Source organism: Carnobacterium sp. CP1 (genome assembly GCF_001483965.1).
Classification (GTDB): Bacteria; Bacillota; Bacilli; order Lactobacillales; family Carnobacteriaceae; genus Carnobacterium_A; species Carnobacterium_A antarcticum.
Window position 1 is genome coordinate 1,556,264 of sequence record NZ_CP010796.1, and the last position, 22,981, is coordinate 1,579,244.

19 protein-coding genes, 2 pseudogenes and 1 other annotated feature are annotated in these 22,981 nt (G+C 36.8%); of the genes and pseudogenes, 6 read left to right on the plus strand and 15 right to left on the minus strand.

The window, feature by feature from the left end; translation table 11 throughout:
• Window positions 1–382 precede the first annotated feature (382 nt).
• The 9 genes from araA to NY10_RS07380 all read right to left on the minus strand — a co-directional run bounded on the left by araA (window position 383) and on the right by NY10_RS07380 (window position 12,032).
• The gene (gene araA, locus NY10_RS07340) at window positions 383–1,807 is read right to left on the minus strand and encodes an L-arabinose isomerase (RefSeq protein ID WP_058919357.1); all 1,425 of its coding nucleotides are present in this window, start codon (window positions 1,805–1,807) and stop codon (window positions 383–385) included.
• A 14-nt stretch (window positions 1,808–1,821) separates the two neighbouring features.
• Window positions 1,822–2,523 (minus strand): L-ribulose-5-phosphate 4-epimerase, encoded by a 702-nt coding sequence (locus tag NY10_RS07345; RefSeq protein WP_058919358.1) that lies wholly within the window; start codon window positions 2,521–2,523, stop codon window positions 1,822–1,824.
• A 56-nt stretch (window positions 2,524–2,579) separates the two neighbouring features.
• Window positions 2,580–4,187, minus strand: a complete 1,608-nt coding sequence (locus tag NY10_RS07350) for a xylulokinase (RefSeq protein ID WP_058919359.1) — start codon at window positions 4,185–4,187, stop codon at window positions 2,580–2,582.
• Window positions 4,188–4,494: 307 nt separating this feature from the next.
• A complete protein-coding gene (locus NY10_RS07355) occupies window positions 4,495–5,589 on the minus strand; it encodes a GntR family transcriptional regulator (RefSeq protein WP_058919360.1) in 1,095 nt (364 codons plus the stop codon).
• Between the two features lie 336 nt (window positions 5,590–5,925).
• Entirely contained in the window at window positions 5,926–6,240 is a 315-nt protein-coding gene (locus tag NY10_RS07360; protein WP_058919361.1) for a PTS sugar transporter subunit IIB, read from the minus strand.
• Between the two features lie 27 nt (window positions 6,241–6,267).
• Complete coding sequence (mmsB, locus tag NY10_RS07365; RefSeq protein ID WP_058919362.1) at window positions 6,268–7,485, minus strand: multiple monosaccharide ABC transporter permease; 1,218 nt, start codon at window positions 7,483–7,485, stop codon at window positions 6,268–6,270.
• A complete protein-coding gene (mmsA, locus tag NY10_RS07370) occupies window positions 7,486–9,015 on the minus strand; it encodes a multiple monosaccharide ABC transporter ATP-binding protein (protein ID WP_058919363.1) in 1,530 nt (509 codons plus the stop codon). It lies immediately after the preceding gene.
• Between the two features lie 73 nt (window positions 9,016–9,088).
• Complete coding sequence (gene chvE, locus NY10_RS07375) at window positions 9,089–10,177, minus strand: multiple monosaccharide ABC transporter substrate-binding protein (protein ID WP_058919364.1); 1,089 nt, start codon at window positions 10,175–10,177, stop codon at window positions 9,089–9,091.
• 424 nt (window positions 10,178–10,601) lie between these two features.
• Entirely contained in the window at window positions 10,602–12,032 is a 1,431-nt protein-coding gene (locus tag NY10_RS07380) for a 6-phospho-beta-glucosidase (RefSeq protein WP_058919365.1), read from the minus strand.
• A gap of 514 nt (window positions 12,033–12,546) precedes the next feature.
• Here NY10_RS07380 and NY10_RS07385 point away from each other — a divergent pair.
• Complete coding sequence (locus tag NY10_RS07385) at window positions 12,547–12,951, plus strand: RING finger protein (RefSeq protein WP_058919366.1); 405 nt, start codon at window positions 12,547–12,549, stop codon at window positions 12,949–12,951.
• 324 nt (window positions 12,952–13,275) lie between these two features.
• Here the strand turns inward: NY10_RS07385 and NY10_RS07390 are convergent, their stop codons facing one another.
• The 3 genes and pseudogenes from NY10_RS07390 to NY10_RS12600 all read right to left on the minus strand — a co-directional run.
• Entirely contained in the window at window positions 13,276–13,560 is a 285-nt protein-coding gene (locus tag NY10_RS07390; protein WP_058919367.1) for a YkvA family protein, read from the minus strand.
• Window positions 13,561–13,877: 317 nt separating this feature from the next.
• Window positions 13,878–14,468 carry a PfkB family carbohydrate kinase gene (locus tag NY10_RS07395; RefSeq protein WP_058919368.1) on the minus strand — a complete coding sequence of 197 codons (591 nt, stop codon included), beginning with the start codon at window positions 14,466–14,468 and terminating at the stop codon, window positions 13,878–13,880.
• Between the two features lie 84 nt (window positions 14,469–14,552).
• Window positions 14,553–14,696: pseudogene (locus tag NY10_RS12600) on the minus strand (glycoside hydrolase family 2 TIM barrel-domain containing protein); the annotation flags it as partial.
• A 55-nt stretch (window positions 14,697–14,751) separates the two neighbouring features.
• On the opposite strand from NY10_RS12600, the gene NY10_RS07400 reads away from it, so the two are divergent.
• A complete protein-coding gene (locus NY10_RS07400) occupies window positions 14,752–15,888 on the plus strand; it encodes a helix-turn-helix domain-containing protein (RefSeq protein ID WP_058919369.1) in 1,137 nt (378 codons plus the stop codon).
• A 107-nt stretch (window positions 15,889–15,995) separates the two neighbouring features.
• Here NY10_RS07400 and NY10_RS07405 read toward each other — a convergent pair whose 3' ends face one another.
• Window positions 15,996–16,337, minus strand: a complete 342-nt coding sequence (locus NY10_RS07405) for a DUF1516 family protein (RefSeq protein WP_058919370.1) — start codon at window positions 16,335–16,337, stop codon at window positions 15,996–15,998.
• 260 nt (window positions 16,338–16,597) lie between these two features.
• Here NY10_RS07405 and NY10_RS07410 point away from each other — a divergent pair, with 260 nt between their 5' ends.
• Together NY10_RS07410 and NY10_RS07415 are read left to right on the plus strand one after the other, a co-directional pair.
• A complete protein-coding gene (locus tag NY10_RS07410; RefSeq protein ID WP_442857123.1) occupies window positions 16,598–16,915 on the plus strand; it encodes a PadR family transcriptional regulator in 318 nt (105 codons plus the stop codon).
• Window positions 16,916–16,917: 2 nt separating this feature from the next.
• Window positions 16,918–17,460, plus strand: a complete 543-nt coding sequence (locus tag NY10_RS07415) for a DUF2812 domain-containing protein (RefSeq protein WP_058919371.1) — start codon at window positions 16,918–16,920, stop codon at window positions 17,458–17,460.
• Window positions 17,461–17,671: 211 nt separating this feature from the next.
• On the opposite strand, the gene NY10_RS12795 is transcribed toward NY10_RS07415, so the two are convergent.
• Together NY10_RS12795 and NY10_RS12800 are read right to left on the minus strand one after the other, a co-directional pair.
• Entirely contained in the window at window positions 17,672–18,574 is a 903-nt protein-coding gene (locus tag NY10_RS12795; protein ID WP_231726795.1) for an ABC transporter ATP-binding protein, read from the minus strand.
• Window positions 18,575–18,637: 63 nt separating this feature from the next.
• Window positions 18,638–19,402, minus strand: a pseudogene (locus tag NY10_RS12800) (ABC transporter ATP-binding protein); the annotation flags it as partial.
• Between the two features lie 217 nt (window positions 19,403–19,619).
• Window positions 19,620–19,905 (plus strand) — a binding site (T-box leader).
• Between the two features lie 113 nt (window positions 19,906–20,018).
• On the opposite strand from NY10_RS12800, the gene NY10_RS07425 reads away from it, so the two are divergent.
• Window positions 20,019–21,449, plus strand: coding sequence for an ABC transporter permease (locus NY10_RS07425; protein ID WP_058919373.1), 1,431 nt, complete (start codon window positions 20,019–20,021; stop codon window positions 21,447–21,449).
• Between the two features lie 17 nt (window positions 21,450–21,466).
• Complete coding sequence (locus tag NY10_RS07430) at window positions 21,467–22,930, plus strand: ABC transporter permease (protein WP_058919374.1); 1,464 nt, start codon at window positions 21,467–21,469, stop codon at window positions 22,928–22,930.
• Window positions 22,931–22,981 lie beyond the last annotated feature (51 nt).

Here is a 22,981-nt window from a genome sequence, read left to right on the forward strand (position 1 = left end):
CATGTGTAACTTTATGGAATTAGTATAACGAGGTACGATAATGATGTCAAGAAAGACGAGTTCATTCTATTGAAAATAATTTTGTAGTATTCAATGCCGTTATAAGAATAGTTGTAAAAGCATCAGCAAACTTATTTGTTTTATGTAAATTACTAAAAAAAATAGAAACTGAGATAAAAGCCTCAGTTCCTGTTTTCTATCCAACTACTTTTATCTTACATATACTATATGTCTACTTCATAAATAGTACTCGACGATCTATGAATTTCCTATCTCTATTCGCTCCACGTCTCACAGCTTTAAACATAAAACATTTTGAGTTTACATAACTTTAATACTCTTCTATTCCTTAAATTTTTTTTATTCGAGGAAGTTACATTTTTTAGTCAATTACTACAGTTTCCAAGTTGACTAATTTCGCCCAGTCTTGAATCTGTTCTACCGTCAACACGAGTGAAACAACTGTATGGTGTCCACCGCCTGATTGAATCCATTTTGTTACGCCCTCTTTAAAGTTTGGTTTTGGTTTCCACAATACTCGCGCTACTGGCAAATTAGGAGCTGATTGAGTTGGTATTTCAGCTTCTACAGCATTGATCAACAAACGGTAATGAGTTCCCAAGTCCAGCATAGAAACTACAACGCCGCTTCCTGCCGCTCCATCAAATACTAAACGAGCAGGATCTTCTTTGTCACCGATACCAAGCGGGTGCACAATTACCTTTGGCTTATTGCTTGCCAATGTAGGGTCAACTTCCAACATATGAGATTGTAGAATCATTTCACTACCTTCTGTTAAATCATATGTGTAATCTTCCATAAAGCCGGTCTGTTTGTTTTTAGCCATAATTTTCATTAAGCGATCTAGTGCAGCGGTTTTCCAATCGCCTTCTCCAGCAAAACCATATCCTTCTGCATTTAAGCGTTGAACAGCCATTCCTGGTAATTGTTTCATACCGTGCAAATCTTCAAAATTCGTTGTAAAGGCAGTGTAACCGCCAGCTTCAAGGAATCTTCGTAGCGCTATTTCAATTTTGATTTGTTCTTTTACGTGTTCTTCGTAATAGGCCGGATCATTATCTCCTTGTTCAAATTCATACAATTTTTGGCATTCCTCGTAGGTTGATTGAATTTCTTCATTTGTTACTTTATCCATTTCTGCTACCAAATCACCGATACCATAGTAATCCACAGTCCAGCCAAATTGAATAGCTGCTTCAACTTTATCTCCTTCTGTAACTGCAACATGGCGCATATTGTCCCCAAAACGAGCTACTTTAATATTTTGACTTTCGATAAATCCAATGGCTGCATCCATCCACAAGGAAATATCTTTTTGAACTGATTTATTTCCCCAATACCCTACAACAATTTTGTTGTTTTTCTTCAAACGAGCATTAATAAAGCCATACTCACGGTCTCCATGAGCTGATTGGTTTAAGTTCATAAAATCCATGTCGATTGTATCCCAAGGAATTTTTTCATTAAATTGGGTTGCTAAATGCAATAATGGTTTTTGCAATAATTTTGTTCCAGCAATCCACATTTTTGCTGGAGAAAACGTATGCATCCATGTAATTACACCAGCAACATTATCTTGGTAGTTTACTTCTTTCATCACATGTTTGATTTCATCAGAAGTTGTTACTAAGTCTTTAAAAACCAAAGGATAAGATAAAACCCCGCTTTTATTTAGGCCTTCCACGATCTGTGCGGCATGTTCCTTGACTTGGTTTAACGTTTCTTCTCCGTATAAGTTTTGACTTCCCACAACGAACCAGAATTCTTTAGCGTTTGTTTGCAACATTTCAGTTAGCTCCTCTATTTTTTAGTTTGTCCATAATAAGCGTCTTTCCCATGTTTTCTTTTAAAGTGCTTATCTAACAGTACTTGGTCCATCCGAATATCAAATGGATTCAATTGTAAGGAATGATACGTCATCTCTGCAACTTGCTCCAGGACAACTGCATTGTGAACAGCATTTTTAGCGGATGTTCCCCAAGTAAATGGCCCATGATCGTTTACCAATACTCCCGGAATTTCCTCAGGTGAAAGTCCTTTTTCGTCGAATGTCTCGATGATAACTGTTCCTGTCTGTTTTTCGTACTCCGTTACGATTTCACTTTCTTTCATTGCTCTCGTCACTGGGATATCTCCATAGAAGTAATCACTTTGTGTTGTTCCTGCTGCTGGAATAGAACGTCCAGCTTGTGCAAATGAAACAGCCCATGGTGAATGAGTATGCACGATACCTTGTATATTAGGAAAAGCTTTATATAACTCAACATGTGTAGCCGTATCACTTGAAGGATTTAAGTCTCCCTCAACCACTCTACCCTCTAAATCCACTACCACCATATCACTAGGTTTCAAATGCTCATATTCAACGCCACTTGGTTTAATGACAACTAGTCCTTTTTCTCGATCAATACCGCTGACATTTCCCCAAGTAAATGTAATCAGGTGGTATTCAGGTAACAGCATATTGGCTTCATAGACTTCTTTTTTTAATGCATCTAACACTTTTCAACCTCCTGTTTTTTAGCTCCATTATTTTATTTATAGTATTTTATCTTTATTTAACGCAAACAATCGATTGCTGCCTGTTCAATTGGTAATCCTTTTTGATAGCGGTCAATAAACACTTCAAAACCTGCCACATCTTCTTGAAGAGGCGCAATAGTCGATCCTTTTTCTTCTTTGAATACTTTTTTCTCTAAGAAACCATCCAAAGATTCTCCGCTCTCTTTTTCACGCAAGTACGCAGCTAGCAAGGCAATTCCCCAAGCTCCGCCTTCTCCAGCTGTCTCCATAACAGTCACTGGTGCATTCATCACGGCTGCCATTACTTGCTGTCCTACTTTTTCAGTTTTAAAAACCCCACCGTGCCCGACGATTGAATCAATATTAATCTGTTCTTCTTTTGTTAAGATATCCATTCCAATCTTCATAGCTCCAAATGCTGAAAACAAATGAACACGCATAAAGTTAGCCAGAGTAAACTGACTGTCTGGTTGACGGACAAATAACGGTCTGCCTTCAGTCATATGTGTAATGTTTTCGCCAGAATAATATCCATAGGACAGTAAACCACCGCCGTCTGGTTCTCCCTTTAGAGCCTCATTAAATAAAAGACTAAACAGTTCATTCTTATCCATTTGCAGCCCAGCAGCAACTGTAAATTCAGCAAAAAGGTTTATCCAAGCATTCACGTCTGAAGAACAATTATTCGTATGCACCATGCCGACTAAACTTCCAGTAGGAGTCGTCACCAAATCAATTTCAGGATGAACCTTTTCCAGTTCTTTCTCTAAAACAATCATAGCAAATGCTGAGGTCCCCGCCGAAACGTTCCCTGTGCGTTCAGCCACACTGTTAGTTGCCGCCATTCCTGTTCCAGCATCGCCTTCAGGTGGACACAAAGGAATACCAGCCTGTAAATTTCCAGAAGGATCTAACAGATGTGCTCCCTCTTTCGTTAATGAACCGGCTTTTTTGCCTGCCACTAGAACTTCCGGCAAAATGTTTTCAAGTTTCCAAGCGTACTCTTTTTCTTGGATCAGGTCTCCAAACTGAACAAGCATCTTCTGATGATAGTTTTTAGTTGTCGCATCAATTGGAAACATCCCTGAAGCATCTCCCACCCCAAGCACCTTTTCACCAGTTAGTTTCCAATGAACATATCCAGCAAGCGTCGTAAAGAAATCGATTTCATTTATATGTTCTTCATCATTTAATATCGCTTGATACAAGTGGGCTATACTCCATCGTTGCGGGATCGGGTAGTCAAAATGTTTGGTCAGCTCTTTTTCAGCTTGTTCCGTCATTGCATTTCGCCAAGTACGAAAAGGAACTAAAAGCTCCCCGTATTTATCAAATGCTAAATAACCGTGCATCATGGCGCTAAATCCAATAGAGCCTACCGCTGTCAATACTTCGCCATATTGCTTTTGAACATCCTCAGCCATCACTCGGTAACTTTCTTGTATCCCCTTCCAAATGTCTTCAAACGAATAGGTCCAAACACCTTCTTCTAGACGATTCTCCCATTCATAGCTTCCTGATGCGATAGGTCGATAGTCTGAATCAATCAACACTGCTTTAATTCTAGTGGAACCTAACTCGATTCCCAAAGTAGTCCGGTTACTCAAAATATCTTTTTTAATTTTTTCGAATTTACTATTCAATTCTTATTCACTCCTCCCTCAAAGTTTTAATAAAAATACCTAAAGTAGAAAGCGCTATCAAATCTACAATAAAAGTATAACCTTAATGTACGTACACGTCAACATATTTATTACAATTGTACGTACATAAAGGTTTTTTATACCACTTTATTTTTCTATCATTTCATTCTGCCGATTGTTGCTATTTTCTTCGCTATATAACATCATTGAAAGGCCAAATTTGTTCTATTTCACTGGCATTATTAAAGCAATTCTTCTTTTGAATTTCAATGACAAATATAGATCGGTACTGCCCATTAAAGATAGATTAATCAATTTCATTATTTTTACTTGTAGAAGACCGCATTATTAATTCCGGTTCATAAATAATAGATTGTTGCTTAAATGAATTTTTTTCAATCGCTTGTATAATCCAATTTGCTGCATCTCTTCCTAATTGTTCTTTGGGGTGGTTAATAGAAGTTAGTTTTATATCTGTTGCTGTGCTCAAAAGAGAATTGTCATGGCTGACGACTGAAATATCTAGCGGAACTTCTTTTCCACTATTAGTAACGCGTTCAATGACTTTTATAGCTATCTGATCGTTGTAACAAACAAAAGCAGTTGGAGAGTTTTCAAGTTTTAAGACACGATCAATATCTTTTGGCAGTTCACCTATGTGCTCTGTATCAAAGGTAATCATTAAGCTGCCATCAAATGTTTTATTAACTTTGCTATAAGCTCTGATAAATCCTTTCATTCGCTCTTTTCCTTGTAAGTCATCTGTTTTTGTTATCATACAAATGCGGGTATGTCCTAATTCTAGTAAATGAGAAGTTAGTTTTTCGCTTGCTAATATATCGTTCATTCTTATTTCTGGTGCATCCAACTCTTCATAAGAAGCATTGATGGACACATAAGGAATTCCTCTCTCTTGCATACGTAAGTAATAGTTTAGATTTGGGTTTAACTCTGCACTTTTAGTCGGTTCAACAATTAAACCATCAATATGCTTTTCAAGCATCATTTCGAGACTTCTTTTTTCATTCTCGACATTATTTTGGGTACTAGACAGCAGTAAAGCATATCCCTTTTTACTCAACTCGTCTTCTATTCCTCTAATAATAGAGGGGAAAATATAATCAGAAAGATACGTTGTAATAACACCTATCGTTTTTTGTGATGTCTCTTTTGTCTCTATCTGGTATTGATTGCTTACATACGTTCCTGATCCTTGCTCTCTTCTTAAATAACCATCGTTTGCTAATTCTGAAATAGATTGACGTATAGTATGCCGACTAACATTAAACTTATCCTTCAATTCTGCTTCTGAAGGTATTTTGCTGCCTATATCATATTCTCCATTTAAAATAAGCTGTTTCAACTTATTTTTAATAACTATATATTTGGGTTCACTCGCCATAGTTTCGCTCCTCCTCAAACTTGTACGTACGTATATAGTACAGCAAGTCATATATAGTTGCAATAACGTACAACTTTATTTTATAAAACTTCCGCAAATTATATTTTCTATTACGGTTATTGTTAATGCCTTCAATCTTTTTGTTGAAAACATCATAAAGTGTTGCCTATCCAATACTGTTGACTGGCAAGGAACATTCCCACACAGATGGCCTAAAAAAAGCAGCTATGTCAACTTTTTATACTGTTGACATAGCTGCTTGAGGTATTTAAATAGATAACTTTGTCCCTTAATGACATGCTTAGTTATCATTTTTAGCAATTCTTCCTTCTTATGTTATAACATTGATTTCAATTTATTATAAATCGCTTGAGCATTTAATATCTCATAATCTTCCTCATCAATTAATCTATACGGTACCTTTTTATAATTGAGCAACTCTTCTAATCTTGATACTTCATACTTAGACTGGGGAGCAATCAGCAAAGCATCAATTTTTTGTTCTTTTATAATATTTTCTGCAACAATTGCAGGCGCAGAATAAATATGATAATTCTCCCCTTTATTTTCCATAATATTTTGAATGTTTTTTACGATTAATCCTGCTGTAATTCCTGCTGTACAGATAAGAAGGACTGTTTTATTTTCCATAAATCATCCACTCCTCATATATATATATTAAGATGCTTTTCTTTTTCTGCTATAAATATCAAAAGCAACAGCAAGTAATAGTATCAATCCTTTGATAGCTTGTTGCCAATCAATACCGATTCCCATAATAGACATTCCATTATTCAAAATACCCATGATCAACCCGCCGATAACGGCTCCAAGAATCGTTCCAATACCACCTGATGCAGATGCTCCTCCTATATATACTGCTGCAATAGCATCTAATTCAAACCCATTACCAGCATTTGGTGTCGCTGCATTTAAACGAGAAGCTACTAACAAACCAGACAAAGCAGCCATAACTCCCATATTAACAAAGATCCAAAAAGTCAGCTTCTTTGTCTTAACACCTGATAATTCAGCAGCTTTTCGGTTCCCTCCTGTTGCATATATTTGTCTTCCAATAGTTGTTTTTGTTGTTAAAAAACCATAAATCATGACTAAGACGGCTAATAGAATCAAAATAACTGGATATCCTTGATAAGAAGCCAATACAAAAGTCAACAACATAATTGAAGCAAACATGATTGCTGCTTTAGTTATAAACCATGCTGAAGATTCTACTTCGAATAGATTATCTTTCTTTCTTTTACGTGCTTTCCACATATTCCAAACTGAAAGCAATGATAAAACCAATCCTATTAAAATAGAGGTTAAATGTAGTTCCCCATTACCAATAAAGTCAGGAATATATCCAGAACTTAACTTAGTAAAAAATGTAGGAAAAGGTGCCAGTGTAGTGCCGCCGAGAATAACCTGAGTCAGCCCCCTAAAGGACAATAAACCTGCTAGAGTAACAATGAATGCCGGAATACCAACATAAGAAATCCAAAAGCCGTTCCAAGCTCCTATTAAACCGCCCACTAGCAAAGAGGCTATGATAGCGATCATTGGATGCCATTGCCACTGAACCATCATAACAGCTGATGCAGCTCCAACGAAAGCTACAACTGATCCCACCGATAAATCTACATCTCCAAGTAATATGACAAGCAGCATTCCTATGGCTAAAACAAGCACATGACTATTTTGTAATATCAAGTTGGTAATGTTTAACGGCTTCCAAAGAATTCCATCTGTCAAAAGCTGGAATGCAATCAAAATAGCTATTAAAATAAAAATCATACTGTATTTGCTAAGAATATCTAACGCTATATCTTTAATTGTTTTTTTCTCTCTGTTATTCTCTTTTGATAGTGTTTTTTCATCACTTGTCTGTTCCATTTATATCATTGCCTCCTCAGCAGTCATAAGTTTCATTAGATCTTCCTGTGTAACCCCTTCTTTAGGAACATCTCCTGTAAAGCGCCCTTCGTTCATTGTATAAATTCTGTCACACATTCCTAATATTTCAGGTAATTCTGACGAAATAATGCAAATAGCTTTTCCTGCTCGCGCCATTTGTTCAATAATAGAATAAATTTCAAATTTCGCTCCTACATCAATACCACGTGTAGGTTCGTCAAGAAAAAGAATATCAGGTTCAGACATCAACCATTTGCCTAAGACCACTTTTTGTTGATTTCCTCCACTTAAATTTCCTACATTCTGATAAATATCTTTTGTTTTTATTCGCATATTATCTCGATATTTCTCAGCCTCAGTAATTTCTTTTTCTTTATCTATAACTCCTTTACTTGAAATTTTTGACAAACTCGCCATAGTAACGTTTTCTTTGATGTCTTGTAATAGATTTAATCCATAATTCTTTCTATCTTCCGAGAGATAAGCAATTCGGTTTTTAATGGCTTCAGATACATTATTTAATTTAATTTCTTTATCGTTTTTTATGATTTGCCCGCTGATGTTAGAACCATAGGACTTTCCAAAAACACTCATAGCAAATTCAGTTCTTCCTGCTCCCATCAATCCAGCAATACCAACTATCTCTCCAGCTTTGATGTGAAAATTCAGGTTATCATTCACCTTTCTCTTCGTATCCAGAGGATGATAAACATTCCAATTCTTTACTTCAAATATTTTTTTCCCTATTTTGGGTTCTCTATCAGGGTATCTGTTCGTTAGATCTCTTCCAACCATTCCCTTGATGATCCGGTTTTCGTCAATTTGTTCATTTGACAATGTTTCAATCGATTTTCCATCTCGGATAATGGTTACATTATCTGCAATATCTGTTATTTCATTCAACTTATGAGAGATAATAATAGAAGTTATCCCTTGTTTTTTAAATTCTTTGATAAGTTCTAGAAGATTTTCACTATCATCCTCGTTTAAAGCTGCCGTCGGCTCATCTAGTATTAGCAACTGAACATTCTTGGAGAATGCTTTTGCTATCTCGACTAACTGTTGCTGTCCAACACCCAACTGTGTAACTAAAACATTTGGGGAAATAGTCAATCCAACCGTTTTCAATAAATTTGAAGCTTTCTTTTCGGTTAAATCCCAATCAATGATTCCTTTCTTTGATTGTTCGTTTCCCAAAAAGATATTTTCTTTTACTGACAAATAAGGGATAAGGGCTAATTCTTGATGGATGATAACAATTCCTTTTCGTTCACTATCAGATATTGATTTAAATTGACAAACTTCACCGTTGTAAATGATATCTCCCGAGTATTCTCCAAAAGGATAAACACCGCTGAGAATTTTCATAAGTGTAGACTTTCCTGCTCCATTTTCTCCGCATAAAGCATGAACTTCTCCCTTTTTAACTTTAAGATTGACATTATCTAATGCTTTCACACCTGAAAAATCTTTAGTAATATTTTTCATTTCTAGTATAATATCTGACACATAATCCCTCCTAATCTTATTCTGGACCTTAGTTAGAATAAAATAGCTAAGACCCAGAATAATATATTAGTTATTAATTATTGATTTCTTCTTCTGTGTAGTAATCACTGTCAATCAAGACCTCTTTGTAATTGTCTTCATCTACTGAAACTGGCTCTACTGTAAAAGTAGGAACGACTTTTACGCCATTATCATATGTTTCTGTATCATTAACTTCTACTTCTTTATCATTTACGATTGCTTCGATCATATCAATCGTTACAGATGCTAATTCTCTAGTATCTTTAAAGATAGTTTGTGTTTGTTCACCGGCAACAATAGATTTGATTGCTGGCAAGTTAGCATCTTGTCCTGTAATAACTGGCAATGGTTTGCTGTCCGAACCGTAACCTACACCTTTTAATGAAGAGATAACACCTAAACTAATTGGATCATATGGAGATAAAACAGCATCTATCGTTTCGTCAGTATAATTAGCACTTAAAAGATTATCCATGCGAGATTGCGCAGTTGCCCCATCCCAACGCAATGTAGCGATTTGGTTAAACTTGGTTTGTTTACTAGGAACAACTAATTGTCCACTATCAAAATAAGGTTTAAACACAGACATAACCCCATCAAAGTTAATGACGGCATTGTTGTCATCAGGTGAACCACCAAATAATTCTATATTAAAAGGTCCTTCCCCATCCTTCAAACCTAAAGCGTTTTCAATATAAGATGCACCTAAAACACCAACTCCAAAATTATCAAAAGTTGCATAGTAATCTACATTTTCACTGTTCATTAGTAATCTATCATAGGCAATAACTTCAATTCCTTCATTTTTTGCCTTTTGTAATACATCCGTTAAAGCTGATCCGTCAACGGAAGCGATTACAATAATATCCACACCTTTTGTAATCATGTTCTCAATTTGAGAAACTTGATTATCTACAACGTCCTCAGCATATTGTAAGTCTGTTTTGTAACCCAACTCTTCTAATTTAGAAACCATATTGTTTCCATCATCAATCCAGCGTTCTGCTGATTGCGTCGGCATAGAAATACCTATATAAGCTGTTGAATCATCTGCTTCTGAATTGCCGCATGCTGCTAGTAATACAAACGAGATTAGTCCTACAAAAGACAAAATAAATTTTTTTATATTTTTTTTAGTCATTTTTATTTCTCCTCACTAATTTTTTTGAATTAACTATGCGTTCTACTGTTACAATTTTTAAAACTAGCAATAGAATAATTGCTTTCTAATTCAGCTTGCTTTAACTACACCACCTTTTAAATTCAAGTTCTAAAATACAATTGGATAAACAGTATATCAGGTCAACAGCTATCGCGTATTATGTCATTTTAATTCTCCTAACTTAATTTTTAATAGCGCTTTCAAAAATTATTATACCCCACTTATACGTACGTGTAAACATTTTTATTTTTATTGTCCGAACAAATTGATGAATAGTCTATAATATCTGTATAGTATAAACCTCACAACTCACCAATACGTAAGCATCATAAAAAGCCTTTCTCCACTGAGAAAGGCTCTTTACCTTAATATAACATTTTTGTTTTAAACGAATCAGCACTCTTTAAACAGATAAGTCTTCTCCGTTGCTTGCGATCACTTTTTTGTACCAGTCAAATGATTTTTTCTTAGAACGAGCTAAAGTCCCGTTGCCTTCATTGTCGCGGTCAACATAGATAAAACCGTAACGTTTTTTCATTTCACCCGTACCGGCACTGACTAAGTCAATACAGCCCCAGCTTGTATATCCCATCAAATCTACTCCGTCTAGTTCAACGGCATCTTTCATAGCCTGCAAGTGCGCTGCTAAGTAGTCAATACGGTAATCGTCAGCTACGTATCCATTTTCATCTGGTTCGTCTATAGCCCCTAAGCCGTTTTCAACGATGAAAAGAGGTTTTTGATACCGATCATACAATGAATTCATCGTCGTTCTTAGTCCTAATGGGTCTATTTGCCAGCCCCACTCACTGACTTCTAAATAAGGGTTTTTTACAGAAGCAAATATATTGCCAGATGTTGTTTCATTTACTTTTGGATCAGTCGAAACAACACGTGAAGAATAGTAAGAGAAAGAGATAAAGTCTACTGTGTTTTCTTTCAACAACTCTAAATCTCCATCTTCCATTTGAATCGTGACGCCTTCACGTTCTAGTTTTTTCAAAGCATAGGCAGGGTATTCTCCACGTGATTGAACATCAATAAAGAAGTAGTTCTCACGGTCGGCTTCTTGCGCTTTGAAGACATCTTCTGGTTTACATGAATAAGGGTAATAATGCCCTGCAGCTAGCATACAGCCCACTTGGTTTTCTGGGTCTACTTCATGAGCGATACGTGTAGCAATGGCACTCGCTACTAATTCATGATGAGCAGCTTGGTATTTTGCTTGTTCTTCATTTTCGCCTTCTTCAAAATATAATCCCGCTCCCATAAATGGAGCATGAAGAATCATATTGATTTCGTTAAACGTTAACCAGTATTTTACCAGCCCTTTGTAACGACGGAAAATAACGTTACAAAGATTTTCATAAAAACCGATCATTTCGCGGCTGCGCCATGCTCCATATTTCTCGATCAAATGCATTGGACAATCAAAATGCGTAATGGTCACTAAGGGTTCAATACCGTATTTATGGCATTCTTTGAATAAGTCTTCATAGAATTGCAAGCCTTCTTCGTTTGGTTCTGCTTCGTCTCCCATTGGAAAAATGCGGCTCCAAGCAATAGATAAACGATAGGTTTTGAACCCCATTTCTCCAAATAAAGCAATATCTTCTTTGTAGTGATCGTACATATCAATGGCTTCTTTTGCTGGATAAAAATGCTCATCGTCAAAATCAAACATTTTTTGTTTCCCAGCAATAATCGGAAAACGATCTTCTCCAATCGGAACGACATCTACGTTCGCTAGACCGCGTCCGCCTTTATTATAGCCACCTTCGCATTGATTGGCTGCTGTAGCGCCGCCCCACAAAAAATCTTTCCTAAGTCCCATAAATATCCTCCTTCAGTTCTATTCAGTGAAAGCTGTATTTCTGTACTTCTCTATTAGTGTAGCACAGTGGTTTTTCCATTGTAAGGACTATGAAGGCGTTTTATTAAAATTCCGTTAAACTTATGAGGAACCTTAATTTCCTCTCAAATTTTAGTTCGCTAATAACTTGTGTACAGTCAAACACAATAGGATTTTTATCTATTGATTCCAATACGTGACTTCCTGATCCAGATGGGGGAATTTTCCTCTTACACATGCTTCTATCATTTTGGGCGGAGCCCCTATGATTGGTGTAAAGTTTTTTGTGTGTCATCCTTATTTTATTTAGCTTAGACTACACAGATAAGGTGTACAAGAAAAAATAAGTGCATTGAAGAAATCATCCTAAACGTCTTCAACCCTATTGGTAACTTCAACCCTAAACTCAGACCAAAGACAGTCGCAACTTTTATTTGAAATGGTATACTACTTATTACTATCCATATACGTAATACAGAAAGAGGCGACAAACTGAATGGGAAAAATCAAAACTCAATTCCAGAAATTTATGATTGGCAGATACGGCGTGGATAAACTCTCCAGCTTCTTGCTTTACGGTGGTCTTGCTTTCATTATCTTGTTTAATTTACTGAATTGGCCGATTGGCGGCTTACTAGGGTGGGCAGCCATCATCATTAGTTATTATCGAATATTTTCGCGCAATCGGACAAAACGGTATCAAGAAAACCTGAAATATCTAACATTTACTCGCCGGCTTAAGGGAGAATGGAACAAAAAACGGAACAAATTTTACCAACGCAAAGCATATAAGTTCTACTCTTGCCCCAACTGCCATGAAAAATTGCGTGTTCCGCGAAATAAAGGAAAAATCAACATTACCTGTCCTCACTGCAAGGAGCAATTCATCAAAAAAACTTAATGTAACAACTTCTCAATAGACAGTACTTTTTTAAAAGAATCCCGTTCATCTCTTGTCGAACTTTCCCGATAGATTGAACGGGATTTTGTTTTCTCTGTTTAAAAAAGGTCTGCGTTAAATAATGGATAACATATTTCAGTAAATTCACTATCTCATTTTATTTAAAGCTAAAAAAAAGAATTGTCTATGTGACAATTCTTTTTTTCTATCGTTTTTGGTATTGATAAGGGAAATGAATGTAATCTACAATCTTAAAATTTCCGGAAGAAATTTCAATTTTTAAGAGTTTCCAACACGACAAAGAGCTATTCTTTTTTTGTAGATTTATTGAACCTTTTCAGCTTCTTTTATTGGTTTATTGGTTTCTAATCCGCTATTATCCGACAATAATTTATTGGCAATAATCAGTAAAATCGGTAGTATCACATCGTCAGCATAGCCTGCTACAGGAATAAAATCCGGAATAAAATCGATAGGGCTGATAATATAAAGAACGATTGCCCCTACCATCAATTTCTTTTTCCCACTTACTTTTGTACTAAAAAGGGATAGTAAAAGTGATTTTATTTGTGTCATAGGTGTCTTCTTTTGTTTTTGTACCATTTTCATTTTTCATCATCCTTTGCAATTATAGAAAAATTAGTTAGACTTGCTTGCCAAATTCCTGAGACTGAGCGGATGCTTTTGCAACTTGTTTAGAAAACTAGCCTTTTGGGAGACTTTATTAACGAAATAATAGGCAAAGATTCTTTATTGAACCTATCGCTTTCGTTCATGGCTTTAGTATAACGGATTTCCCGAAGAAATAAATCAGTCTAGAGTATGACATTCATACACGAAAAAAAGTTAGTTTAATTAAATAAAAATAGACAGAATAGTTAAAAAAAACTACTCTGTCTATTAATGGATAACCATTTATAAATTGGTTAATCTTGAATCAAACTGTTCCCTTGTTCAATAAAATCCAATAACGTCTCTCTATCTGGCAGCCTTTCATTATCCCCAAGGTTTTGTACTTGGATCGCTCCGATAGCGTTTGCACGAACAGTGGATTGTTCTAAAGTTAACCCATCTAAATAACCGCTAATGATTCCTACCGCAAATCCGTCACCTGCTCCTACAGTATCATTTACATTTTTAAAATCAACCAGACCGATTACATCTTCAATAAACAGCTTGGAAAAGGCACTGCCTTTTCGATAATACGCTGTTTCAGGATCTCCTTCATCCATCTTGCTTTTCAACATGAAACCCGTATTGCTATCCTCATCCAGAGAAATGAATTCGGTCCCAATTCCCTCTAACTCTAAGAACTTTAAAATGTAACGTCCAAAGTAATCGTCCCCTAGGCGGGTAATGAGTTCTGCATCTATCCCTAAGCGAGATAAGCCGATTCCTACGTTTACTTCTGCTCCAGCAACTTTTTTGGAGAAATAATATGCATCGTCTAATTTTCCAGACTCATATGCACTAAATAAACCCATCGCTTCACCGATTAAAACAACATCTTTCTTCATTGCTATTTCCACTTCCTAACCGTTTTTTTATTCTTTTTTTAAAAGAGGATCAAGTTATGCCTGATCCTCCCAATTTTCTTGTCGTTATTTTTTGTAGTTAAAATCAGGAATAGCTTTCCAGCGGTCTCTTAGTGAGCGAACAACCATTTTTGGCTGGCGAGCACGATTGAATACTCCTTTTTTATTCCCTTGCACACGATTGGTACCTTGCTTCATTTCAAAATCCGACACCTTGATCATTAAATGAAGCTGGCACAGCCATAACGTCTTTTGTTGGCAACGGTTGGTAAACTTAATTCAGTTGGTTCATCCATCTTTTTCTGAAGAAATAATGCCTACTATGGATACTTTTTTGAAGGTAACAGAACAATTACAGAAACAAAAACCGAATTGCTGCTATTTTTTTAATACCAGTTTTGGATTAGAATATAGTGCGATTGGTTTGTGGGAAGAAGAAAAATTTCAAGGTTCTATTTTTGTTGGCCCTTTTCTTTCTAATGCGCCTAACCTTGACTTTATTAACCGTGTAATTTCTTCCAATCAATTACCCCTTCATAGTCGTAAAACACTGCAAGATTTTTACGATTCTTTAATTGTCGTTCATCCCCATGAGTTGAATCATTTGAATGTCCTTTTGACAAATTTGTTTTCACATCCTTATGTGGCGCCGCAATTACGATCATCTGATTCTCTTCCATCTTTCTCTACAAAACATGAAGTCCTCAGTAAACAAGAACCTACACAACAGACTATCGAAGCTCGCTATAAATTTGAAAACGAACTCATGTCAGTGGTTGCTAAAGGCGATGGGCTTCTCGCCATCAAAATTATGGATGAGCACCTAGAATTGATCGACTTCTCGTATCGGGCCAGCGATAATCCTATTCGAGCATATAAAAACCTTTTGTTCTCATTAAACACGTTGAATCGAAAAGCTGCTGAAAAAGGCGGAGTCCACCCTATCTATCTGCACAGCATTTCTGAAAAATTTGCCATCATGATTGAACGCACCAAGGATCTGCCAACGTTATATGAAATTAGAAGAGCGCTCTTAATGGAATACAGCGAAAGTGTACGTACGTATTCAAATCCAGAGTACAGTGATATTGTCAAAAGAGCGATTCATTATATTTTGCTGCACATCGATTATCCATTAACGTTGGAAGAAATCGCGAAAAAAATTTATGTCAATCCAGCTCATTTGTCCCGTAAGTTTAAAAGCGAAACACACATGACGCTAACACAATATATTCATTACAAAAAAATAGAAGAAGCAAAACCTTATTTAGAAAAAGGAAGTCTATCCATTACTGAAATTGCTTTACTCGTTGGTTTTAATGATTCCAATTATTTTGGGAAAGTGTTTAAAAAAGTGACGGGTATGACTCCTTCTCTTTTCATAGCCAATACAAATAAGTAGCAACTTTTTCGAGAAATGCTATGTATACATTGAAATTAGACAAAAAAGGTGCCTCAGAAACTGTTGTTTTTGAGGCACCTTTTTTGTCATGTTCTTTTCTAATTCTATTAAGATATAAACGGTCGTCCGCCTGCTAGTACTAACCCGACAATTGCAGTTATTACTAGTAAACCAACTAGTCCATTTTTCATCGCTTTTGTGCCTTTTTTGCTAAAGGCCATTTCACAAATACCAATTGTGCTTAACCCAAGTAAAATCTTCACTATCGTTAATACCATTTGAGATTCGAATGTATAAAAGACTAAACGTGCTCCCGTTACGATCAAGATAAGATAAATCACCCGTATGACCATCAAGAGTGGTTTCATCTCTTTATCCTGGTTAAGTAATTTTACTAAAACGGCTATAAATAAAAGTATAAAAGCTGTTAAATGAGTGTGCAGCCACATTTCTTTCTCCTCCTCTAATTAATTAGTGTGTTTACATTTCTCATTGTAACACTAGTGTCACTTTCAATCAATTAGAAGAATCGCTGACTATACTATTGTTCTTTTTTATTTTCATTAGTCTATAAGGTATCCATATTATATCTGGAGTAGCACTCCGCAATACTAAGGATAAACAGCATCGCGTTACGATACCTTTTCTTTCACAATATATATCGCAGCGTGATATACTATACTTACCAAATACATCGAGGTGTGATATATTGAACAACAAAAAATTGAAACATTCTTATATTCCGATGACTGAAACTGCATTCTATATCCTTCTATCTTTAGTTACACCGAAACATGGATATGCCATTATTGATTATGTTGAAAAGCTGACTAAAAAACGTATTTCATTAGGTCCGGGAACTATTTATGGAACTTTATCAAAGATGAAAAATGACGGTTTGATCGAACCAGTAAAAGAAGAAAGCAACCGAAAAATTTATCAAATCACACCCTTAGGAAAAGAGATTTTAGATAGTGAGAAAGCACGTATTGAGGAACTCTATCTAAACTCTAAAGGAGGTCTATAATCATGGAGAAAAAAGTATTTAAATTCATTACAGTAGATCAACTGGAAAAAGAGCAGGATTTTCTGCATAATATGGCTTTAGAAGGCTGGCATTTTTCTAAATATAAAAACTTTCAGTACCAATTTGAACAAGGTAAACCGGCAAACTATGTTTATCGTATTGACTACAAAGAAACTTTAGAAGATTTAGATGAATATTTGGCTATTTTTGAAGATGCTGGTTGGGAAGCTGTTTACTCTTATCCTATATTTCAAGGCAGTTGGATTTACTTCAGAAAACTTAGTACAGACGAAACTCAAAATCTTGAAATCTTTACGGACAAGGATTCGATGATTGGTTTATTGAAAAAGGTAAGAATGCATTGGACCTGGTTCGGAATGACTATGTCACTTATCTTGCTTTTTCTTCTATTATCAAATTTATTCACTACCAGATCCCTTATCAGCGGTATTCCAATAACCATTTGTTTCCTGATTATTTTAATCCTCTACGGAAAGCTTTTCTTTAACTTAACAAAAAAAATCAATCAATTAGAACAGACATAAGCAACTTGCTCAATTTAATTTAAACTGTAGGTATATGTGCAGAATATTTATTTAGTACCTCAACTAAAAGAATAGCAGCAGGATTAAAAGCAGTATTATTTAATAGAGGTTGGAACAGATCTCTTTTTTACAGATGATTTCATATGTATCCGTAAAAAAAGGCTTAAATCAAATTTCCCTTTGATTTAAACCTTTTTTTATTTTTTTCAGTTCATTGAGCTACCCAATGATGAGGGCTGACTTCTTTAAAGACACTTTTTTCTGAATGAAATCCAGCTTCTTCATCGGTCGCTGCACTTATTGGTTTTTTAGTCGCCTCATAAGCTGGGTCTGGAACTGGAATGGCAGCTAATAGTTTTTTCGTATACGGATGAATGGGATTTGAAAATAATTCTTCCGCATCGGCTAATTCTACGATTCGACCATTGTACATCACAGCTACTCGGTCTGATATCTGCTTGACCATCGCTAAGTCATGAGCAATAAATAAATAGGATAACCCTAGTCTTTCTTGCAGCTCTTCTAAAAGTTCAACAATTTGTGCTTGAATAGACGCATCTAATGCTGATAATGGTTCATCGAGGACAATAAATGCAGGATCTACTGCTAAAGCTCGTGCGATACCAATTCGCTGTCTTTGACCGCCTGAGAATTCATGCGGATAACGCTGTGCAAATTCTTCATTTAGTCCAACGAGACGCAACAATTCAGCTACTTTAGCATTGCGTTCTTTTTTGTTTTTGGCTAAATGGTGGATATCCAAAGCTTCACCAATAATATCTTGAATTTTCATTCGCGGATTCAAAGAAGCATACGGATCTTGAAAGATGATCTGCATGTGCTTGCGCATCGTTTTTAATTCTTTTGGAGACAGATGGTTCAAGTCAAACCCTTGATACAAGGTTTCTCCGCCAGTGGCTTCATGCAAACGAAGAATCGTTCTTCCGGTAGTCGATTTTCCAGAGCCAGATTCACCAACTAAGCCAAGGGTTTCCCCTTCATAAATGGCAAAGCTGATGTCATCCACTGCTTTTAATAGACCGGTTTTTCCTAAAGGGAAATGTTTTTCTAGATGAGAAACGTCTAGCAGTTTTTTTCGTTTTCCTGAGTGGATTTCTGCCAGCTTTTTTTTATGTCGTTCTGACTTTTCTTTATGCAAATTGGGAATGGCAGCCAAAAGCATTTTAGTATACGCTTCTTTCGGGTGCTGAAAAACGTCTTTTGTTTCGCCTGTTTCTACTACTTGGCCATTTTTCATAACGATCACTTGATCGCACATATTTGCTACAACACCAAAGTCATGTGTGATCAAAATAATCGCTGTCCCAAACTTCTCTTGAACCTCTTTTAATAAGTCCAAAATTTGAGCTTGGATCGTGACGTCTAATGCTGTTGTCGGTTCATCTGCGATCAACAGTGCCGGTTTGCAGACTAACGCTAAAGCAATCATCATCCGCTGACGCATGCCTCCTGAAAATTCATGGGCATACTGTTTGTACCGTACGTCTACATCAGTGATCCCAACATGATGCATAATGTCTTTTGCTCGGATTTCTGCTTCTATTTTCGATAATTTTTCATGATAAAGAATCGTTTCAGTGATTTGGCTTCCGACTGTCATCGTTGGGTTCAAAGAAGTCATCGGATCTTGAAAAATCATCCCGATATCTTTTCCCCGTATACCTCTCATTTTTTTCTCAGGCAGGCTAAGCAAATCTTTCCCCATAAATACAATATTGCTTTTAGAATGAACATAGGCATTGGGCGCTAACAACCCCATAATCGAGCGAGCCGTTACGCTCTTTCCGCTGCCAGATTCTCCAACGATTCCCAGTGTTTCTCCTTTTTTAACTGCGAAAGAAACATTCGAGGTGACTTGCTGTGTACTGCTTCCTGTCGTAAAAGAGACAGATAAATTGTTTACATTCAATAGCGTTTCCATAAGCGACTCCTTTAACCATTCTTAGTCAAAATAAATAAAGATGATCCTGTTTAGGCTGTTTTAGGTATTAAATGGCAGTTCTCTTGCTTAGAAATGTAACACGATTCAATCTAAAAATAAACCCCGTTACTTACTAATTAAAAGTTTTCCACTTAATCGCTTGACGAATATAAGAGTGTTTGCTATATTTATGTCTAGTTAGACAAGTGAACACCTCTGAAAAACGATGAAAAGAAAAGTACAAGTTGGATGACAGCACAGCGAGTCCCGTCTGGTGGAAAGGGATCTGGAAGAAAATTTGGAAGTGCATCTTGGAGTTGTATGGTTGAATGGACATTTCTTTAGACCATATCGGGTTTGCCCGTTACAGCAAATCGGTATATCCGTCTGTTATTTATGGCGCCGTACCGAATTAAGCATACAAAGTAAAACAAGAATGGCAGTTCTTTTTCTCTTTGTAACCATTAAGGTGGAACCGTAAAATATTGCATTTTGCCCTTAAACAGCTCTTCATCATATGAAGAAGAGCCGTTTAAGGGCTTTTTTGTTTGTTTTTCAGGAAAAATCACATCTAACGAATCACTAAAAAAATAAAAAACCGAAAGGAGGAAATGCCATGCACGCCAAACCAAATTGGCTGCAAACGATCAGTCAATCTTATCAAGAAGCTTCTCAGCAACGCATTATTGCCTTGGGTTTAGGTTTGCTCAGCTTCCCGTTTCAACTGCTCGTGCTCATCCGCTACTTACTAAAGAATCGCTTATCTGAATTACACGCTGTGGAGAAAAAAATCAAACGAACATTTGAAGAAAGCGGTGCGGCAGCGGCTTTAAAGGAAAACCTTCTGAACCAAGAAAAACGAAAGGCTGATTTTCTGCAGCAAAACAGCTCGAAAGCACAGATGGAAAAAAGAGTGAATGAACTTTATCAGACGGCTTATCAAAAAGAACTAAAGGAGCGTACATTGGCTTATTACCAAGAATCAACTAGCGAGCAGCCCAGTTTCTTGAATGAAACCGTCAAATGGCTGCAGCAGCCGCTGGGTTTTGTTTTGTCTCTATTTCTGGGCTTGCCTATGTATGTACTCTTGTTGATCGTCTCTATTCCTACGTTGCGCTACATTGTTGATCGCTTAATTATGATGGTGTTCGTTATTATCGGCGTTACCATTATCGTCTTTACTTTATTGTACTTATCGCCTTCAGATTCAGCGACAAACATTTTAGGAGTACAAGCAACGCCTGAACAAATTATCAACTTTAATGCTGTTCATGGCTTAGATGATCCTTATCTGATCCAGTTGGGCCGAACCATCAAAGGTATTTTCACATTTGATCTAGGCAATGCTTTTGAAGGAAATGAACGTGTTGTAACAATGATCATGCGTCGCTTCCCAGTCACTTTACAATTGACTTTATTCGCCTTGGCGCTTTCCGTTGTAGTTGCTCTCCCTGCTGGAATTTATGCAGCGGTTAAAGCTAACACAACGTTTGACCATCTTTTTATGTTGATTGCTTTGATCGGAATATCCATTCCTAGTTTCTGGCAAGGATTGATCTTTATTTTGACATTCTCTATCAACTTAGGGTGGCTGCCGGCTACTTACAATGCGGACAATCTGGTTTCTCTTATTATGCCAGCCGTTGTTCTGGGAACGGGCTTGATGGCTTCGGTTGCGCGAATGACCCGTTCATCGACACTGGAAGTCATCAATGAAGATTACATTTTGACAGCCCGAGCTAAAGGCCTGTCAACTAGAAGAGTTATTCTGCGGCATGCCGTACCAAACGCTTTGATTCCGATCGTTACGATTATTGGCTTACAGTTTGGCGGAATGCTGGGCGGCTCCTCTGTGACGGAAAAAGTATTTAATATCAATGGTGTAGGGAGCTATATTGTCGATAAACAGTTTGTTCCAGATATCCCAAGTGTTATGGGCGGCGTTATTTATATCGCCGTTATCTTATCGATGGTCAATGTCTTTATTGACTTACTTTACAGCTTTATTGATCCACGAATTCGTTCTCGGATCAAAAGCGGACGATGAAAGCAGGTGTCTCTTAAGTGAAATCATACCAAACAAATTTGGTTTACCAACAAATCCGCTTCAACAATGGATTGACTTGGGGGTATGCCGTATTATGGGTACTGCTGAGCATTCAATTTCAGCCGTTTGGATTTAAACCGGTGATTCTAGGAATAGGTGTTTTAAATGTACTCGTCAGTTTAGTACACCAATGGTTACTCCAAATGGTCAAAAAAGACGATTTCCATGCTGAAATAAAACTTCCTTCAGTTAAAATCCTTTCAGTGGTCATGCTCTTTAGTCTTTTGATTGGAAATATCTTTGCTTTTATTTCAGGAATCATCACGCTGAAAAAAACACTAACGACTAGCCTGATTTATGCTATTTATATGGTGTTGGTAGATGTACTCGTCATTGCTGTGACGGCATTGAATGTGTTCAAACCGTTTGTATCGAACACTTTTTTACCGCTCTTTTATCTGATGATTGCTTCTCTGATTTTCCATAGCTTCGTTTTAGCCTTTGGACAAAGATGGTTTGACTGGCAGCCAACGGTTCAAAAAATAACGTTGCTCATACTGGCGCTGACCGGTCTTACAGGGAACATACTTGTCTTTTTTGTCGCAGCTTCTTTGTATCAAAATAATAAACCCGACCACATAGGGAAACGTCAAACCAGTATTCGCGAAAAGTTGATCAAAAATCAAGCCGCTTTGCTTGGACTGCTGTTCATTACTTTTTTGATCATGCTGGCGGTTACCTGTAATTGGACGTTTAGTTATTCTTTTGCGGTTCAAAATGACTACAGCTCGATTTTGAAAAGTCCTTCTTTACGTTATCCTTTTGGCACGGATAATTATGGACGCGATGTTTTTTCAAGAATTATTTTCGGCACACAAATTTCGTTGTCTGTCGGTTTGATCGCAACCGCCATTCCTTTAGTCGTTGGCGGCGTTTTAGGCGCAATATCTGGTTTTTACGGCCGTACGACCGACAACGTAATCATGCGATTATTGGATGTGCTTTACGCCATTCCCGGCATGCTGTTAGCCATTACGATCATAGCGGCATTTGGCGCTTCAACAACGAACTTAGTCATTGCATTAAGTTTAGGCTCGATTCCATCTTATGCTAGAACGATGCGAGCCAATGTCATGCAAGTCAGCAATTTGGAATACATTGAATCAGCTCGGGCTTTGGGACAAACTAACGGCCGGATCATTTCAAGGCATGTTATCCCGAATGCGATGGCTCCAATGATCGTTCGTTCAACGTTAACAATCGGAACGGCCGTTATTTCGACAAGCAGTTTAAGTTATCTTGGACTCGGGGTTGAAGCTCACATTCCAGAGTGGGGAAATATTTTAAGGATCGGCAGCCAATACTTAGAGACTAGTCCGTATTTGGCGATCTATCCAGGGTTAGCGATTATCCTGCTGGTTTTATCGTTTAATTTCTTGGGCGATGGTATCCGAGATGCCACCGATCCAAAATTGAATTAATAAGGGTTCATTATCTTTGTTTTATAGACAATAAAAAAACTTGGAGGTTAA

What these genes read in the sequence shown, in the direction of transcription:
- araA (WP_058919357.1), bottom strand. Translation starts at nt 1,807, where the DNA reads ATGTTGCAAACAAACGCTAAAGAATTCTGGTTCGTTGTGGGAAGTCAA.
- NY10_RS07415 (WP_058919371.1), top strand. Translation starts at nt 16,918, where the DNA reads ATGGAGAAAAAAGTATTTAAATTCATTACAGTAGATCAACTGGAAAAA.
- NY10_RS07385 (WP_058919366.1), top strand. Translation starts at nt 12,547, where the DNA reads ATGGGAAAAATCAAAACTCAATTCCAGAAATTTATGATTGGCAGATAC.
- mmsB (WP_058919362.1), bottom strand. Translation starts at nt 7,485, where the DNA reads ATGGAACAGACAAGTGATGAAAAAACACTATCAAAAGAGAATAACAGA.
- chvE (WP_058919364.1), bottom strand. Translation starts at nt 10,177, where the DNA reads ATGACTAAAAAAAATATAAAAAAATTTATTTTGTCTTTTGTAGGACTA.
- NY10_RS07360 (WP_058919361.1), bottom strand. Translation starts at nt 6,240, where the DNA reads ATGGAAAATAAAACAGTCCTTCTTATCTGTACAGCAGGAATTACAGCA.
- NY10_RS07380 (WP_058919365.1), bottom strand. Translation starts at nt 12,032, where the DNA reads ATGGGACTTAGGAAAGATTTTTTGTGGGGCGGCGCTACAGCAGCCAAT.
- NY10_RS07395 (WP_058919368.1), bottom strand. Translation starts at nt 14,468, where the DNA reads ATGAAGAAAGATGTTGTTTTAATCGGTGAAGCGATGGGTTTATTTAGT.
- NY10_RS07405 (WP_058919370.1), bottom strand. Translation starts at nt 16,337, where the DNA reads ATGTGGCTGCACACTCATTTAACAGCTTTTATACTTTTATTTATAGCC.
- NY10_RS07355 (WP_058919360.1), bottom strand. Translation starts at nt 5,589, where the DNA reads ATGGCGAGTGAACCCAAATATATAGTTATTAAAAATAAGTTGAAACAG.
- NY10_RS07425 (WP_058919373.1), top strand. Translation starts at nt 20,019, where the DNA reads ATGCACGCCAAACCAAATTGGCTGCAAACGATCAGTCAATCTTATCAA.
- NY10_RS07390 (WP_058919367.1), bottom strand. Translation starts at nt 13,560, where the DNA reads ATGAAAATGGTACAAAAACAAAAGAAGACACCTATGACACAAATAAAA.